Origin of the sequence: Methylococcus sp. S1M (genome assembly GCF_051295855.1) — a bacterium.
In the GTDB taxonomy this organism is placed as follows: domain Bacteria; phylum Pseudomonadota; class Gammaproteobacteria; order Methylococcales; family Methylococcaceae; genus Methylococcus; species Methylococcus capsulatus.
The window spans coordinates 65,865-82,871 of sequence record NZ_JBPDXO010000005.1; the positions used below are offsets into that span (position 1 = coordinate 65,865).

8 protein-coding genes are annotated in these 17,007 nt (G+C 64.4%); all 8 read left to right on the forward strand.

What is annotated here, in order from left to right:
* Nucleotides 1-406 precede the first annotated feature (406 nt).
* Nucleotides 407-3,604, forward strand: a complete 3,198-nt coding sequence (locus ACSHWJ_RS10305; RefSeq protein ID WP_432539747.1) for a cytochrome C — start codon at nucleotides 407-409, stop codon at nucleotides 3,602-3,604.
* Between the two features lie 482 nt (nucleotides 3,605-4,086).
* Entirely contained in the window at nucleotides 4,087-7,563 is a 3,477-nt protein-coding gene (locus ACSHWJ_RS10310; protein ID WP_432539748.1) for a PKD domain-containing protein, read from the forward strand.
* 416 nt (nucleotides 7,564-7,979) lie between these two features.
* Nucleotides 7,980-10,751, forward strand: coding sequence for a cytochrome C (locus ACSHWJ_RS10315; protein WP_432539749.1), 2,772 nt, complete (start codon nucleotides 7,980-7,982; stop codon nucleotides 10,749-10,751).
* Nucleotides 10,752-10,801: 50 nt separating this feature from the next.
* Entirely contained in the window at nucleotides 10,802-11,107 is a 306-nt protein-coding gene (locus ACSHWJ_RS10320; RefSeq protein WP_256996386.1) for a hypothetical protein, read from the forward strand.
* A 49-nt stretch (nucleotides 11,108-11,156) separates the two neighbouring features.
* Entirely contained in the window at nucleotides 11,157-13,907 is a 2,751-nt protein-coding gene (locus ACSHWJ_RS10325) for a cytochrome C (RefSeq protein ID WP_432539750.1), read from the forward strand.
* Entirely contained in the window at nucleotides 13,907-15,391 is a 1,485-nt protein-coding gene (locus tag ACSHWJ_RS10330; protein WP_432539751.1) for a hypothetical protein, read from the forward strand. Before ACSHWJ_RS10325 ends, ACSHWJ_RS10330 begins: the two co-directional genes overlap by 1 nt.
* Entirely contained in the window at nucleotides 15,391-16,002 is a 612-nt protein-coding gene (locus ACSHWJ_RS10335) for a hypothetical protein (protein WP_017364376.1), read from the forward strand. The genes ACSHWJ_RS10330 and ACSHWJ_RS10335 overlap by 1 nt, the downstream gene beginning before the upstream one ends.
* Complete coding sequence (locus ACSHWJ_RS10340) at nucleotides 15,999-16,997, forward strand: hypothetical protein (protein WP_432539752.1); 999 nt, start codon at nucleotides 15,999-16,001, stop codon at nucleotides 16,995-16,997. Before ACSHWJ_RS10335 ends, ACSHWJ_RS10340 begins: the two co-directional genes overlap by 4 nt.
* The last annotated feature ends 10 nt before the right edge of the window (nucleotides 16,998-17,007 follow it).

Below are 17,007 nucleotides of genomic sequence, written 5' to 3' on the forward strand. Positions count from 1 at the left end.
CGATGGCGCCGTTCCTTGTCCCGTGGGGCCGGGAGTCGAGCGTTCGCTGGAACGCCCAAGAATGAAGCACAAATCGGGCCGCCGCTTCCTCCTTCCGATCTGTGGCGGAGCTGCAAGGGCCCGGTCGAGATCGAGCGGATCGGCGCGACCGCTCCCGGCGTGAGTGGTCCGCCCTGAGCTGCATCATGTACCGTACCGCAATCCGAAAGCTCCAGCCTCGCCGGCGATCTCGTGCGTGTAATGACTCACACGGTCAGTGAAATCGCGCTATCGGCGGAATCGGGGCCACCCTTCCCTATAGGAGGGATGACGTTTTTGGGCTGGCTTGGTTATTGCTGATTATCAATTCGGCCGTCCATCCCCCACTCGGGCGCCGCGCACAACAATCAAGAATCCTGGAGGAACCATGAATACCCCTCGCCCTGCCACTGAGACGCGTCGTTCTCGGCGTCTCCTCCTCGGAGTCCCGCTGCTCCCGCTGGTTCTGGCTCTGGCGCCGCAAGCCGTCCCGGCAGCGGCCAAAATCAAGGTCGCCAAAACGGTCTGGTCGGACAAGGCCGGTACCCTGACGGTCGCCGGCAAAGCCAAGGGCGGCAGCGGCGCCATCGACATCTACGACATCAACGGCCGGTGGCTGGGCAGTGGCCAGGGCGACGGTTTCGCATTGACGCTCAGCCGGTCGGATCTGGCGGGCGTCCCATGCGCGGTGCGGGTTCGGTCCGGCGACGCCGAGGTCATCAAGGCGGTCAAGGGGGCGCCGAAGTCCTGTGCCGGTGCGCCCACTTGCAGCATCGTGAATCCCCCGGAGGGCAAGGCCGTGCAGGCCGGTGCCGAAACCGCCTTCGAAGCCACCGCGTCCACCAAGGACCCTGCGGCGCAGCCACTCAAGTATGAATGGGATTTCGCCGGCGGCGCGATGGGTGAACTCATCGCCGGCAGCAATCCGCCTGCCTACAAACGGCCGGATACGCTGGCCACCACGGTCGCGTTCGTGCGCAACGACAGCCATTACCGGGTGAGGTTCGTCGCCACCGACGCCAAGGGGCGGCGTTGCGAGGACGCCATTGAGGTGCTGGTCGGGAACCCGCCCAGCGGGCTCCCGCCCAAGGTCACCGAACAGGAAGCCCCCAAACTGGGGAGCGAGTTGGCCGGCACCAAGGGCGATGTGGTGGTCCTCCCCTTTGAGGAGTGGACCTTCCAGAACCTCAGCGATATGAAGTACGACCGCAACGGCTACGGCTCGTTCTCGCCCACGGTCAATAACGTCCGCGCCTATGCCTTCAGGAAGGACCGGCTGCCGGTGTTCCTGAGCAGCAGCGAGGTGGAACTGCGCTACTCCGCTGCCTCCAATCCCACCGATCCAGCCGGGGCGGGCTCCATCAACTCCACCAGCCGCAATTTTCCGGTGGCGGCAGCCTTCAAGGATGCGCTGCTCAAGAAAACCGATGTCTGGGAAATCCCCAGCCGCCCGGATTCGGAAAAGGCCGAGGACTATTTCGCCTGTTCCTGGATGATGACCGGCTATTGGGGTGCCTATGGCTGTGCCGCCGCGCTGGGCTTTCCGGTGGCCGACGAAGGCTATTTCAAGGCCAAGAAAGATGGGGCGGGCAACGTCGTCTCGGACGATCCCAATACCGACAACGGCCACGGTGCCTTCATGCCGGGCAAGGACAACCCCTACCAGACCAATTCGCCCCAGCCCTTCTCCAAGTTCGTCGCGGCCACCCAGTCCGACGGCAAGGACAAGGCGGCGTCCTGGTTCGCCGCCAACATGTTGCCCTTCACCGACGTCGATGACCGGGGCCGGGTCAACCCCTATCCGCTGTTACGGGTGGAGGCGGTGGCCAAGGGGGGTGGAAGCGTGCTGGCCAGGACCGATGGCGTGGTCAGTGCCAGCCGCGATTTCCACTGCCGGGAATGCCATGCCAAAGGCAAGATCGCGGCCAATCCCAACGCCGGGCACACCCGGGCAGCATTTCACTCTAGCGCCTGGGGCGCCTACGCCGAAGGCTTGCGCCCCTCCTCACCTGAACGGATTTTGGACAAGCCGCGATTCTTCGACGTCAGCGATTTCGGGGGCGACCCGAACAATATCCACGATCAGGAATACGCCGCCGCGCTCAATTATTCGAGTATCCATGAGTTCTACGACAAGATTCCTTTTCTGGACGAAATGTTGAATGGCTCGCTGAGTGGACTCGGTAATCTCAACGGCGGCGGTCTAGTAACCAAGGATACGCCGCGGCCCTGCTATGGCTGCCACGCCACCGCCATCTCCTTCACGCCGTTTGGAACCGAATGGTGGGACGAGGAGGGCTTCAAGGTCAACGATACGGCCTATGCGCCCAATTACTCCATCGCCATCCACCGCTGGCATGGGGAACTGCAATACAACGCCGACAAATCCGACATCGTCCGGGATTCCAGAGGGGTCATGGCGCGCTGGGACTGGAAGACCAAGGGCCCCAACAACTCCACCAAGACCGGCAGCCTCTTCCCCATCTTCGACGACAACGGCAAGCAGTTGCCCATGGAGCAGAACTGCCTGCGCTGTCATGCCGGCCACCGTGAGCAGCAATACCGCGACCGCATGTACACGGCGGGCGTCACCTGTTACGACTGCCACGGCGACATGCTGGCGGTGGGCGAGGCCTTCCCCAAGAACTATCTGGCCAACAGGGACAAGCTCGGCTCGATCGACCGGGACGACTACCGCGTGCCCTGGTTCGACCAGCCCGATTGCGGTTCCTGCCATATCGGCGACGGCAATCAGGGCGCCGACAAGAGCGGCGGCTTCTTCAGCGCCGGGGTCATGAAACGGGCCTTCGACGACGCGGATTTCTCCGCCACGCCCCGCGCCGTCGACCGGACCGACCCCAACTCCCGGCGGTTCTCGGCAGCTCCAGTGGAAAACTACAAGGCTGCGTTCCCGACGTACTTCTACTGGGACGTCGTCGAAGAGACCGAGGAATTTCTGAGCAAGATCGTAGACACCAAAGTCGACGCCCCGCTGTTCCGTGAAGGCAAGGACCGTCACGGCAACGTCGCCTGCGCGGCCTGCCATGGAGCGGCGCATTCGATCTGGCCCAATCGAGACCCGAGCGCCAACGACAACGTCACCGCGCTGCAGCTCCAGGGCCACACCGGCACCATCCTGGAATGCAACGTCTGCCACACGGCGGATTCGTTCGCCAAGAAAGAGGATCTGGACGGCGGCCAGTACAGCGGCGACGCGCAGACCGGCATCCTCGGCGGACCGCACGACATGCACCCGGTCAACGACCCGTACTGGTGGAAAGGCGCCCAGGGCGACGGAGCCAACAGCGACGGCACCGCCTACGGCGGCTGGCACAACGACTACGCCAAGCTGCCGGGGATGAAGGGCGAAGACCAGTGCGCGGCCTGCCACGGCAACGACCACAAGGGCACGCGTCTGTCGAAGACGCCGGTGGACCGGGTGTTCGACTTCCGGGGCTTCGACGGCAAGAAGCTGAAGAAGGCCGGGTTCAAGACCAGGGTCGTGAAAGTGGCCGCCGGCACGCCGATCGGCTGCGATACCTGCCACAGTCTCCAGACCAGCTTCATCGGCTCGCCGGGACATTGACGGCAGTTCAAAGAATCGGCGCCAGGGAGGGCGGCGATGAGCGGGGCACGATGTGCCCCGCTTTTTTTGCCCGAGGTTTTACCTTGCGGACGCCTGGGTAGGGTGTCCACCCGCGCTCGGAGAGATTGCGCCATTTGCCTCATGGGGGCGTGGGATTTCACTCGGGATTCCGGGGTGAATGAATAGCCCAACTCCCGCCGAGTTTCCCGATGTTCGCAACCCTCTCGATTTCCCAGGACATCGGCCTCCCTCCCAGCTCATGAAAAAGTGAATCGAAATCAATTGAATGGCCTGGCATCGAGTTCCAGCCGCCAGGAGGGGGGAAGGAAGACCCGCCCGGTAGAACTGCAGAAATACAGCCGGGTATGGGTTTTGCCTCGTGCTTTGGGGTCCTCGCAATGGCACGCCGTGCTTTCGGCTATGCGCCTTTGTGGGACGGGGAACATCGAGAACAAGAAAAGCGCATTTTTTAGAGGGTAGGTATGAACTCGATACATCTTCAGCAACGCGGAGGGCCGCTGGGCGTTGCGACGGGCGTCGCGGCGCTGGTGCTCGCCCTCGCCGGTGGAGGGGCGCAGGCCGCTTCCGTCTCCGGTTCGGCCAAGCTCGATGCCGGGCTGGGCAAGGTGAGCGTCAAAGGTAAAACAGCGGGTCTTGCACCGGGCTCATGGGTATCGATTTACGATGCCGACAGCAACATGCTCCTTTACACGGCCAAGACCGACGGCAAGCAGAAATTCAAGGTCACGCTGCAGAACGGCGGGGTGCCTTGCCGGTTGCGCCTGGAGACCGGCGACGGCAGCAAGGTGCTGGTGCCGGTGGGCGGCGCCGACGCCTCGTGCAAGAAGGCGGCGGCCTGTTCCATCCAGAATCCGGCGAGCGATGTGGAAATCGCCGAAGGCCAGTCGGTCGAATTCGCCGCCTGGGCCAAGGCGAAGAAGAAGGTGACGCTGAATTATCTTTGGACCGTGAGCGACGGTTCGGACCCGTACCAGAGCCCGAGCTTCTCGCATCAGTTCAATCACGCCGGCCAGTACCGCGTGATGCTGCAGGTGGCCGATTCCACTGGCAACCGGTGTGCGGACGACGTGGTCGTCCGGGTGGTGCCGCCGAACGCCAATCCTTATCCCAAGGTTTCCGAGCGGCCGGCGCCGACCGTAGCCGAGGCATTGAACGCGGCGGATGGTTCTTATGTGGTCATGCCGTTCGAGGAAACCGGTATGCAGGGCGGTAGCCAGGTCACACTGCCGTTCAATCCGCTCATTCCTTACAACACCCTCAACGCCCAGGTGTTCAAGAAGGTGAAGCAGAAGCCGGCACTCATCGATCCCAGCGAGCTCGACGTCTTCTACTCGGCGGCTTCCAATCCGAAGGACCCGGTGGGAGGCGACTCCATCAACTCGACCAGCCAGAACCGGTTTTCGACCGGGGAATCCGGTGCCAACTGGGATCCCGCCCAGACCACCGCCAGCCAGACCGTCCTGATCGGCGGCCGTGACTTCGCCGAGGCCACGCTGCGCAAGACCGAGATGTGGGACAAGATCGACCAGCCCAACTCGAACCTTTCCGGCAAGCCCAAGAACGGCAAGTCCATGGCGGAGCAGCAGAGCACCTACACACCCGCCAAGCCGATGATGCAGCTGGACGAGGGCATCCGCGGCAATGCCGACGAAGGCGCGGGCGCCCGCAGGATGCCGGGCGCGGCGAATCCTTACCGGGCCAACGATCCGCAGCAGATTTCCGCCTACGACAGCGCCTCCAAGACCTTCCTCGCCCAGTTCATTCCGGCGAGCGATGTCGACGACAAAGGGCGGGTCAATCCCTATCCGCTGTTCCGGGTCGAAGCCCGGGACAAGGGCGGCAACCTGGTGGCCAAGACCGATGCGGTGTTCTCCACGGCTTCGGAAACCCGCTGCCGCGAATGTCACGCCAAGGGCAAGGTGGCCGCCGACGATACCGTGTGGCGCACGCCGGTGCAGGAGACCGAGCTGGTCAACGCCGACGGGAGTCCAGGGCCGGCCACCGGCGCCGGGAGTTTTTCGGCCGGCAACACCGGCTACAACGGCATCTGGCCGCCGGCGATCCACAACGTGTTCAACGTCAATGCGTACGATCCCCTGCCGCCGAACAAGCCGGCGCCCTACTTGTTGGCCGGTGCAGTGCCGGCGGATGCTTCCGGACTGCGCACCGACCGGGTGGCCGAGTCGCGCGTCGGTGCGGACGGCAAGCTGCAGATCCGTTTGAAGTTCAAGGACGCATCGGAATACGGTGACCCGGACGACTGGGTCGCACAGGAAAAAGCGGCGTTGTTCAACACACTGGTACTGCACGACTATATGGTCAAATACAGCCCCACCGGTACCATCTCTTCGCAGATCGCCGATCTGGTCGAGGACAAGCTGAGTGGCAGCCGGGGCGCGGCGATGTATTTCTGTTCCTCGCATCACACCAGCCAGTTGAAGTTCGACACCGGTGTCGCGGCCCGCTCCTATCCCTCCAACCGCTCCGACTATTCGCGTGCTTTCCACGCCTTCCACGGCAAGATGCAGGTCTATGCGCAGGATGTCTCGGCTTCCGAAAGCGCCGATGGCCAGGAGCACAAGAAGGGCGAGTTGATCCGCGACCGGCGCGGCCATCCGCTGATGTTCGGCGGCCGCGGCTGGGATTCGCAGCACAACGACAACAACGGCGTTCCGGTCAAGTCCGACGGGTCCGGGACCAGCTACGCCTGGGACACCGGCAAGAACGACTGGGCACCGGAGCAGTTCCCCATGCACCCCAAGGGTGAGCTGCTGTATCAGTTCGGTGAGGGCGTGGCCGCGGAGGAGAACTGCGCGAAGTGTCACACCGGCCACACCGAGAAAGCCTACCGCGACATCCACTATGCCTCGGGCCTCAAGTGCGATAACTGTCATGGTGACATGCTGGCGGTCGGCAATGCCTATTCCAGTCCCCGCTACGATGCCAACCTGAGCGGTGCCGGTGCCTATGTCGGCGATTCCGTCCACTTCAGACGGCCCTGGCTGGACGAGCCGGACTGCGGCTCCTGTCACGTGGGCGATGGCAACCGGAAGGACCCGAACCAGGGCTTCTTTAGCGCCGGTGTGAAGAAAACCGCCTGGCAGGCGAATGATCCGGCCAAGGCCAGCGTGTTCCCGGATGATGCCCGCTTCGCGGTCATGCCTGTGGTCGAGATGCGCAAGGAGAAATCGACCGACGCCAATGGCAACACCGTCTATGTGGACAAGCAGGTGTCCGTAGCGCTGTTCCGCAAGAGCAAGGACGTGCACGGCACCGGATCGGGCGGCGCCATCGCCTGTTCCACCTGCCATGGCGGCTCCCATGCCATCTGGCCGAACGCCGACCCGGACGCCAATGACAACGTGACCGCCCGGCAGTTGCAGGGCTACGACGGCAATATCGTCGAATGTTCGGTCTGCCATGTGAAGGATGATTTCAAGGAAGGGCTGGTGGCTACCGACGGTGGCGCTAGCAACAAGGGCGTGGCGCAGGGTGTGCGCGATGGCAAGGTGGTGGATGCCACCAGTGGGCGCGCCTACCTGGCCGGGCCGCACGGCATGCATCCGGTCAACGATCCGTACTGGTGGAAGGAGGCCGCCGCTTCTGCGCCCAACGGCAGCGGCACCCGCAAGGGCGGCTGGCACAACGACTTTGCCAAGAAGCCGGGGCCGTTCGGCGAAGACCAGTGTGCGGCCTGCCACGGCAGTGACCACAAGGGTACGCGGCTGTCGAAGACTCTGACGGCCCGCGAGTTCGTGAACGAGAAGGGCAAGGTGGTCAAGGTGGCCGCCAATACCCCGATCGGCTGCAACCTCTGCCACAGCCTGCAGAAGAGCTTCACGGGCGTTCCCACGGGACAGCCTCAGGCCTATCCGCCGCCGACGCCCTCGCCGATCCACGGTGGCGGGGGCGGCGGAGGTGGCGGCCACGGTCACTGAGCCCGGCTGTACAGGCATCCGGGCGGTCCCGTCGGGGCCGGCCCCCGGAGTCCCGCAAGCCGGCGTCGGAAACGACGCCGGCTTTTTCCATCGAAAGCCAATGGAATCCGGTTTACTTAAGTAATGATAATAACTATCATTTGCATTGTGTGTGCAGGGGAGCGACGACAGCCGCGCCTGCGTCCTTTTCTCAACGCATTGAGTGATTTCACTTAACCGGCGCGTGAAATCGCTTAAGTCTGGCGGTCTGGATTTCGTTCGACGCATCGTGGTGTCTGATTTTGAAACACTGTTTGGAATGGTTCGCATTTTGCTGTAGCTCCTCGCACTCCAGGGAAAACGGCATCGCCGGCATCCCTGAGGGATGGAATGAGAAGCGGCTGCGCGCCGGGAAGGGCGCCCACGGCATTGGACGTATGAGCGAGGCACGACGAATGTGGATTCACCGGCTACAGATCTGCCCCTGGCTGTGGGCCGTCTGTTTCATCGCCGGAATTCTTCCGTCGTATGGCGGGGAGGCGCCTGCCGACAACGGTTTCGACCGGGCCGTACTCCATCCCGCCATCCCTCTTCTGGACGAGAGCGGACGCCATGTGCTCGACAGCGGCCTGCCTTACAGCCCCAAGACCAGCTGCGGCAACGGGTCGGGCAGCGGCTGCCACGACTATGCCAGGATCACCCGCGGCTACCACTTCGAGCAGGGGCGCGACGAAACCCGCGATGGCTTCGGTAACAAACTGGGGTTGCCGCAACTGACCGGCCCCGGCTATTTCGGCGGTTACAACTGCATGTCCGGCAATGCGCCGGGCTGGCTGGCCAGGAAGAGCAACGGCAGCGCGGCGGAATTCGGCGATTTCGGCGCGCCCGACCTGGTTCGCTACTGTGGCGCCTGCCATTCCGGCGGCGGCTGGGGCGAATTCGACCGTAACGGGGGGCGCTATGACGAGCAGTCCGCCGAGACGGTCAAGGCTTTCGACGGCGACTATTTCAGCCGTCAGTTTCAGGAGCCCGGCAAGACAGGGCAGTACGGCGGTTCCGGACCTTCCGAAGTGGTGGCATGGGACTGGAGGAAGAGCGGGGTGCGGGAGGCCGACTGCATGCTTTGCCACGCCGACTTCTCCCGCCTGAAGACATTCCCTCCCAGTGGATTGGGTACGGGCGGTTCCGAGTCCGCGGCGCTGCAGTTCGCCCGTCTGCGCGACGAAAAATTCATCGCGGGCGGTTTTTTCCGCCATGCGGCATCGGCCATCTGGGAATTCCTCGACGTGCGGCCCGATACGGAAGGCGGCGCGGCGCTCTTGGCGGTGGAACGCACTCCTGCCACGGGTACCGCGACGCCGGATTACCGGCTGGTGCTGGACGATCAAGGCAATCCCAAGCTGCACTGGAACCGGGACGCTTTCGACGAGTCCGGCAAGATCCAGGTACCCATGCTGCGGTTTCCGGCCAGCGACAATTGCATGTATTGCCACAAGACCGGCAATTCGCGGCGCGGCTTCTACGGCTTCGGGCCTGAAGTCCGGGTGAGGATGGCGGGCGACGGGACTACGATCACCGATTTCCGCACCGACGTGCACAAAGGCGCGGTCTGGACCGAGGACAACGGCCAGGTGCGGGTCATCGACAACTGCAACGCCTGCCATGCCAGGCAGTACTACAAGTCGCCTGCGGCCAACGTGGACCTGGATGCCGACCACAATTTCCCCAAGGGCAATGGCGACAACGACGTCCGTAACGATCTCGACAACGCGCCGCCGCCGGCCTCCTGTGAGCATTGTCATGACCAGGCGGCGAAGCCGGCCTTGCCGTCCGGCCACAAGAACGTACTGGAGGCTCACCGCGAAATCTGGAAGGCCAACGGTGACATGCGGGGTTATCCGGAAAACACGCTGGACCGGATCACCCAGACGCACCTCAACGTCGTCGCCTGTCAGACCTGCCATATTTCCAGGCTGGCCGACAACGGCAAGGAATTCCCCATGCGTTACCGCTACCGGGTCGGCTACGGCGGACGGCTGAAGATCTTCCCCTATAAGCCGGCCTACCGCTATTTCGTCCAGGATCGGAACAGCGGGCGGGTGTTGAACCGCTACGAGCGCTTCTCCGTGATCGAGGAGCGGACGGGTTCGGACGGCGGAAAGTACGGAGCGATTCTCGATCCCGCCAGCGGCAAGGAACTGGGGCGGGTGGTGATGAACGGGGATGAATTCGGCGAGCCCCCGACTTTCGCCGACTACAAGGCGCTGAAACAGGCCTACGACGCCTTGCTGGGGATGAAGGGCTACGCCATGCCGAACGTCCGCTTCGTCTTCATCGAATCCAATGAATACGCGCTCAGTCATGCAACGCGGCCATCGCCGCAGGCGGTGCAGTGCGAGGACTGCCATGCGCGCAAGCAGAGCGGGGCTTTCAGCGCGTTGATTTCCGCAGAAGGGCTTTTGGGCGAGGCCAACGTGGCCGAAGTCGCGAAGCTGCCGGACCGACGGCTGGTGGACGCCGGTATCGTCGAACTCGGCATGCCGTATTACAAGGTCCAGGACGATGGGCGCATCGTCGAGAACGTGGCCGACGTGCTTTATGCCAGCCGTCTCGATCCGTCCATGTCGATTCTCAGGTCGGAAACGGCCCGGACGGTCGAGAACGAGTTCAAGACCCTGAGCCGTGCCGAGGCGCTGGCTTTCGCCGATCTGGACGAGGCGGCGGGGCAGAAGCTGGCGGCGGATCTCCCTTCCGGCGAGGCGCTGCTGTTCGGCTCGAAGGTCGGGCACAGTTCGCTGCGCGGATTCGCCCTGATCCAGACGCGGGGGACCCGGACCCTAGCCTATGGCGACGTCCTCAAGGGCCGGGTGGAGAGCCGGCCGGCGAAGGCCAAGGACCGGACCCGGATTTTCGGCCAGGGGTTCGGCAACCTGGTCGCGGACATTTACTCACTGGCCGTCATGGACGCCAGCGGCAGGACACTGCCGGGACTCGTCGAGGGTACCGCGCTGGTCAGGCTGCCTTACCGGGGCAAGGCGAAAGCGCGCGGCGGGGTGAACGTGCTGGTTTCCAATGACGGCAAAGTCTGGCAAAGGGTCGGCGGGAAGAACCTGCTGGTATTCCGGCCACGGGGCGACGTGGACGGTTACGTCGTGGTCCGGATCAGGCGTTCCGCCCTCTATCTGACCCTCGCCGACAAGGTGGGCTAAGCCGTGAGGCCGGGCCCGGGAACTTCAAAGATCGCAGGAGGATTCGTGACATGCACGCCAAATCTCGCCGGAGTCAGCTCTGCTGCTCTTCGAGTCCGCCGGTCGCCGAAGACGCGGCCGCCTTGCCGCGGGCATCGGGAATGCCGGGGCATCCGCTGGTGCAGAAGGTCCTGCCCTGGCTCGCAGGAGCGGGCATGGGGCTGGGACATGCGGCGGTGGCTTCCAACTGTACCGTTCCCCAGCAGGGGCGTTGCAGCAGTTGCGGCAGCTGCATCGTGGTGGTCGGTTCCCTGGTCGCCTGGGCATTGTCCCGACAGCGGGGACGGGGCGCGTTCTACGAGGAGGGCAGACGGTGAGATTAGCGGCGGTCGTGGCTGGGATTCAGCGACAGCGGGGAGATCGGGCATGAAGGGGGAGCTCGGGCGGCGGCTGCGTTCCGCCGCGTGGTGTCTGTCGCTGTTTGGCTTTTTGCCGAGCGCGGTTGCGGCGGGGGCGGTCAATGCCTTCGACCGGACTCTCATGCACCCGGCCATTCCGCTGGTGGACGAGGACGGCCGGCATGTCCTGGAGAGCGGCAGACCCTACAGCGTCCGGATGAGCTGCGGCAACGGCAATGGCGGCGGCTGCCACGACTACGACGGCATGAACCACGCCTACCACTTCGAGCAGGGACGTGACGAAACCCGCGACGATTACGGCGCCAGGCGCGGCCTTCCCCAGCTGGTTGGCCCCGGCTATTTCGGCGGTTTCAACTGCATGCAGGGCAATGCCGCCGCCGCGCTCGCCAAAAAAGCGAATACCAGTGAGGCGGAATTCGGCGATTACGGGGCGGCGGGCTACGTCAAGGCCTGCAGCACCTGCCACCTGGGCGGCGGCTGGGAGGAGTCGGACCGAGGCGGTGTGCGCTACGACCAGATGCCGGCCGGCTCGGTCCCGGCCTGGGACGGCGATTACTACGACCGCAATGGCGACGGCCAGGTGGTCCCTTGGGACTGGAGGAAAAGCGGCGTGCGTGAGGCAGACTGCCTGACCTGCCACGCCGATTTCTCGCTCCTGAAAAAATTTTCCGCCAGCGGACTCGGCGGCAACGGCGACGGCACGGCCGGCGCCCAGGATCACTGGGGCCTGCTGCAGGACGGCAAGTTCGTGGCCCAGGGCTTTTTCCGCTATGCGAACTCGGCGATGTTCGAGTTTCTCGACGTCCGGCCCGACTTGTCCGGCGGGGCTCAGTTGCTGACCGTGGCGCGGGCCGTCAAGCCGGGAACCGCCAAACCGGATTACGACCTGGTGCTGGGGGACTCGGGCGAGCCCGTCCTGCACTGGAACCGGGACGCCTTCGACGACAGCGGCAAGGTCCGCATCCCCATGCGCCGCTTTCCCGGCAACGACAACTGCATGCTCTGCCATCTGGCGGGGGCCGGCATCAATCGCATCAATGCCAAGGTGAAGAGCAGCCGGCGCGGTTTCTACGGCTTCGGCGAGGAGGCCGCTCAGACCCTGGGCGAGGACGGAAAGCCCGTCGACGACTACAAGGACGACGTCCACAAGGGCAAGAGCTGGACCGACGATACCGGCGAGACCCGGATCATCGACAACTGCAACGCCTGCCATGCCAAGCAGTACTACAAGCCGGCCTACGCCAACATCGATCTCGACGCCGACCACGACTTCCCCAAGGGCAACGGCGACGCGGACATCCGCAACGACCTGGATTACCAGCCCGGTCCGGCCGACTGCGAATACTGCCACAGCACCGCCAAGGCGCCGGCCCTGCCGTCGGGTCAGCCCACGTTGCTGGACGCCCACCGCGAGCGCTGGAAGTCCTCGGGCTTCATGCGCGGTTATGCCACGAACTCGTACAACCGGGTGGTTCAGGTGCATTTCGACGATCTCGCCTGCCAGGCGTGCCACAACCACAAGGCGGTGTACAACGGCAAGACCCTGCCCATGCATTACCGCTACCGGGCCCGTGCGGACGGAGCGCTGCGGGTCATCCCCTATGTGCCCAACGCCCGGTTCTTCGTCCAGGACCGCAGCAGCGGCCGGGTGCTGTACCGCTATGAGAGGCAGTCGGTGTTCCGTTCGAAGAACGGCGGCCAGGCGGCCATCGTCGATCCGGCCAGTGGCCAGGAAACCGGGTCGGTCACCGTCACCGCCGGCCAGTTCGATCTGCCCGCGACATACAACGACTTCAAGGCGCTCAAGCAGGCTTATGACAACCTGCTCAAGGGCAAAGGCTACTCCAGCGCCGACGTGCGCTTCGTCTACGCCGAGAGCAATGAATACATCTTCACCCACCAGACCCGGCCGGCGGAGCAGGCGGTCGCCTGCGAAGAGTGCCATACCCGCCGGGCGGACGGTTCGATCAATGGCGCGGTGGCGGCCAACGGCCTGATGGGCGCCAATCGCGTCATCGAGGTGGCGAGGATCCCGGACGCGCGCCTGGTCGACGAAGGCGTGGTGGAGCTGGCGTCGGGCTACCACAAGGTGCAGGCCGACGGCAGGATCACCGAAACCGTCGCGGAGGTGCTCGAGGCCACCGACAAGGCGCCGGACATGTCGATCCTCAAGGCTGCGACCGGCCGCGCCGTCGGCGGGCCGTTGAGAAAACTGCCGGCCTCCGAAGCCGCGGCATTGGCTGCGCTGGATCAGGATGCTACCGGCAAGCTCACCGCAGGATGGGACAGCGGACTGTCGCTGACCTTTTCCGCCAGGGTCGGCCACCCCTCCGTCCAGGGGGCGGCGCTGTTCATTCCCGGTTCCCCGCTGAACCAGTTGCTGCTGGAAGGCGTCCGGGTGGAGCTGAGCAGCAGGGAGTCCACGGCTGCCGAGCGCCGCAAGGTCGGCAAGCTGGGCACGGGCACGCTGGCCCCGGACGTCTACGGCCTGAGTCTGACTCGGAGTGGCGGCAGCGGAGTGAAGAATTTCGGCGGCGGCGAAGGTTGGATCAAACTGCCGTATTGGGGCGCCGCGACCCGGATCAAGGGTGTCAAGGTGGTGTATTCCGAGGACGGGAAGACTTGGCGCACGCTGTCGCGCCACAGGATCGTAGCCTTCAAAGCCGCCTCCGGCGGTGCAGCGGGCTATGTCCTGTTGCGCCTGAAGCGCCCCGTCGCATACCTGGCGTTCGCGGGCAAGGCGGGAAGCAAGTCCTGATGATAGCGAGGCGAGGCGGTCTCGGTGGCGGGAGGGGGCAGCGGTCCGCCCGTGTCTTGCGCGCCCTGCCGTTGGTCTGGCTGGCCGTGGGTGGACTGGTCCCGTTTCCCGGCCGTTGTGACAACTGGCACGGTTCGGTGCGCAGCAAGCTCCAGGTGGACAATCGCTATACCTTGCAGAACGCCCATGTTTTCGGCGAGCTGTGGGGGCAGGGGTTTTATGACGATTCCCAGGATGATCTGCACGGCGCCATGGAGTTCGTGACGCGCACCGGTTATCAGCCCGATGGAGGCGGCGTGGCGGGGCTGTACCAGGCTTTCGTCGAGAAGGGTTTCGATTCCCTGAACACCCGCGTCAAGCTGGGGCGCTTCCAGCGCACCGACAACCTGGGTCTGTACCTGGTCGATGGCGGGGCCGTCGCCTATGCCGCCGATGACAATGGCTGGGGCTTCGACGCCTATGCCGGCCATCCCAGCCGATACGACCACGTGATCAGCGTCGAGGGGAAGTTCGTCGGCGGGCTGGAGGGGCGCGCGCAATGGACCCCGGATTGGGGTTGGGGGAGCGATGGGCCTTCCCTCGGCTGGATCGACGTGCGCGGCGGCTACCAGTATTTCTGGCGCGACCTGTCCCAGCGCGCGTTCGGCTATTCTCCGTACACTGGGGACGGGGGTAACGGGAGCGGCACCGTGAACCCGGGGATGCTGATCGGCGATACCGGCTTGCAAGGCGCGGTCGCCGGCAGTTATTCGGCCTACGGCGGTTCCAAGCCCTGGGGCAGCTCCCTGCAGCGCCTCTATTTCGCCACCACCGGCGCGGGCAGGCTGGGGCTTTGGCGGAACAGCGACTACGAACTGGGGGTGCTGGGGACCTACCGGGCCGACCGGGATGCATTCGAGAACATCCGCCTCAACGGCCAGCTCGATCTGACCAACGACGTGCGCGTCCGCGGTTCCTACGAATACTTCCAGCCGCGCGATCCCATCCTGACCTTCCGGGAAAAATTCTACAGCGCCTACGCGCTGGGCGAGCAGACCCTGGCGCGGACCCGTATCCAGCACGAGCCGGTGAAGGGTTTCAACTACTACGTCGGCGGTCTCGCCTCCAGCCGGAAAGGATACGACGGCTATGGCGGCGAGCTGGGGGCGAACTACGTGTTCAATCCCAATTTCGGCCTGATCGGCGAGTTCGACTACATGTCCCTGGGACCCGAGAGTGCCAGCAGCTTTTACGTCAGCAGCACGCACACCGTGAATTCCAGGCTGCAGATGCGGGTGAACACCGCGCTGCGGTTCGAGGACAAGATCCTGTACGGGTTCAACCGGGCGGTGGGTGCGGAAATCGAGGCTTTCTACATGCTCCGCAACAATCTGGTGCTCAACGTCGCGGGGAGTTACGTCTGGTATACCCGCATCCTCGACGAATACCTGGGGGCGGTCCAGGTGATCTATTACTTCGACAACTTCAAACCGAAGGGGATGTGATGGCGAGGCTGATACTGGTTCTGCTCTGGGCCGTGGTCCTCGCCCCCATGGTCGGCGCCGGCGACCTGCCCGACGCGGTGAAGGACCCCAAATGGTGGGAGAAGCGGGAGCAACGCACGGACATTCGCTATCCGCACAATGCCCACATGGAGGTGATGGACGAGGAGGGTGACAGCTGCATGCTGTGCCATTCCTTCGCCCCCAACGCAATGACCGACGAGAGCAAGCTCAAGCCGCTCACCACCATCGCCAACGAGCCGCTCAAGGCGGTCTGCCACGATTGCCACGTGACCGAGCAGCGCGGCCCCTGGCGCTGCAACCTGTGCCACGACGACAAGACCAAGATCTGGCCGGAAGACCACCGTTTCGGCTATGTCGACCACCACGGCGAGGCCGCGCGCCGGGACGAAGCCGCTTGCAAGGAGTGCCATCTCGATCTGGCTTTCTGTACCAACTGCCATTTCCGCAGGGACACCATGGGCACCGGCTACCACCCGCTGGGATACCGCACCCTGCATGGCCTCGGGGTGCGGGTCGACACGTTGGACTGTGGGCGCTGCCACAACCAGATCTATTGCGAGACCTGCCATGCGAGGACGCGTTTCCAATGAAGACGAACACCCATGGTCTGACGGTCTGGCTGTGCCTGGTCTGGCTTGCGGCGGTCTGTCCCTCGATGGCGGCGGCCTACACGGTGTCGACCGTGACCGGCAATCTGCTGCTGACGCCGAAACACGGCGGCGACGGTACCGCCTGGGGCCGGACCAACTGCGTCAGCTGCCATTTTCTGCAGAACATCCACAAGAAGGCCCCCAACATCCGCAACTGGGTGCTCTACAAAGGCACGGCCACCTGCACCGGCTGCCATGGCACCAACGGGACCAACGCACCGCGGCGCTGCATCATCTGCCACAACACCGCCGACCTGGTCACCTCGCCCCGGCAGAGCGGTGCCCACAAGCACGATTTCTCGGTCGAGAAGGACCGGCCACTCGGCGACGGCGACTGCCTGACCTGCCACGTCAAGCCGGACATGGACGGCCGGTTCGAGCGCGACGTGGATCTGACGGCGATCCGCGACGCTGCCGGCAGCTTCGCGCCGTATACCAGCGATAGCGACTTCTGCCTGCGCTGTCACAACCGCAACCATCAGCCGGCCGGCGTCCGTATCAAGTCGAGGCCGAGCTACGGGCTCAACGATCCGCTGGTGGCCATCGAGGACGACTACACCCAGATCGACCGCCACGGCTGGGTCAACGGCGGTACGGGGCCGTACCCCGGATTGCGCGGCAAGAAGTTCCACTACGCGGACGAGGTCGCCTGCACCGACTGCCACGTCATGCATGGAACCCGCAACCCCAAGCTCATCCTGGACGACACCCGCAAGGGCTCGAACCGGCTGCTGAAGACGCTGCCCAAGCCCTACAAGGCCCGGGTCCACGACGGCAACTACGCCGAATTCTGCGTGTTGTGCCACCGGATGGAGGACCCTTCGGTCGAGGAAGGCGCCTACGACGCGGGCAACGGTCTGTCCGGCGTGCACGACGTCACCTCCGACTGTAGCCAGTGCCACACCCACGGGGAGCCGGTGAAGGGGGGATTGTGAGGGAAGGCCG

Coding starts and splice junctions, on each gene's coding strand:
- ACSHWJ_RS10325 (WP_432539750.1), top strand. CDS start 11,157: ATGAAGGGGGAGCTCGGGCGGCGGCTGCGTTCCGCCGCGTGGTGTCTG.
- ACSHWJ_RS10320 (WP_256996386.1), top strand. CDS start 10,802: ATGCACGCCAAATCTCGCCGGAGTCAGCTCTGCTGCTCTTCGAGTCCG.
- ACSHWJ_RS10340 (WP_432539752.1), top strand. CDS start 15,999: ATGAAGACGAACACCCATGGTCTGACGGTCTGGCTGTGCCTGGTCTGG.
- ACSHWJ_RS10330 (WP_432539751.1), top strand. CDS start 13,907: ATGATAGCGAGGCGAGGCGGTCTCGGTGGCGGGAGGGGGCAGCGGTCC.
- ACSHWJ_RS10335 (WP_017364376.1), top strand. CDS start 15,391: ATGGCGAGGCTGATACTGGTTCTGCTCTGGGCCGTGGTCCTCGCCCCC.
- ACSHWJ_RS10305 (WP_432539747.1), top strand. CDS start 407: ATGAATACCCCTCGCCCTGCCACTGAGACGCGTCGTTCTCGGCGTCTC.
- ACSHWJ_RS10310 (WP_432539748.1), top strand. CDS start 4,087: ATGAACTCGATACATCTTCAGCAACGCGGAGGGCCGCTGGGCGTTGCG.
- ACSHWJ_RS10315 (WP_432539749.1), top strand. CDS start 7,980: ATGAGCGAGGCACGACGAATGTGGATTCACCGGCTACAGATCTGCCCC.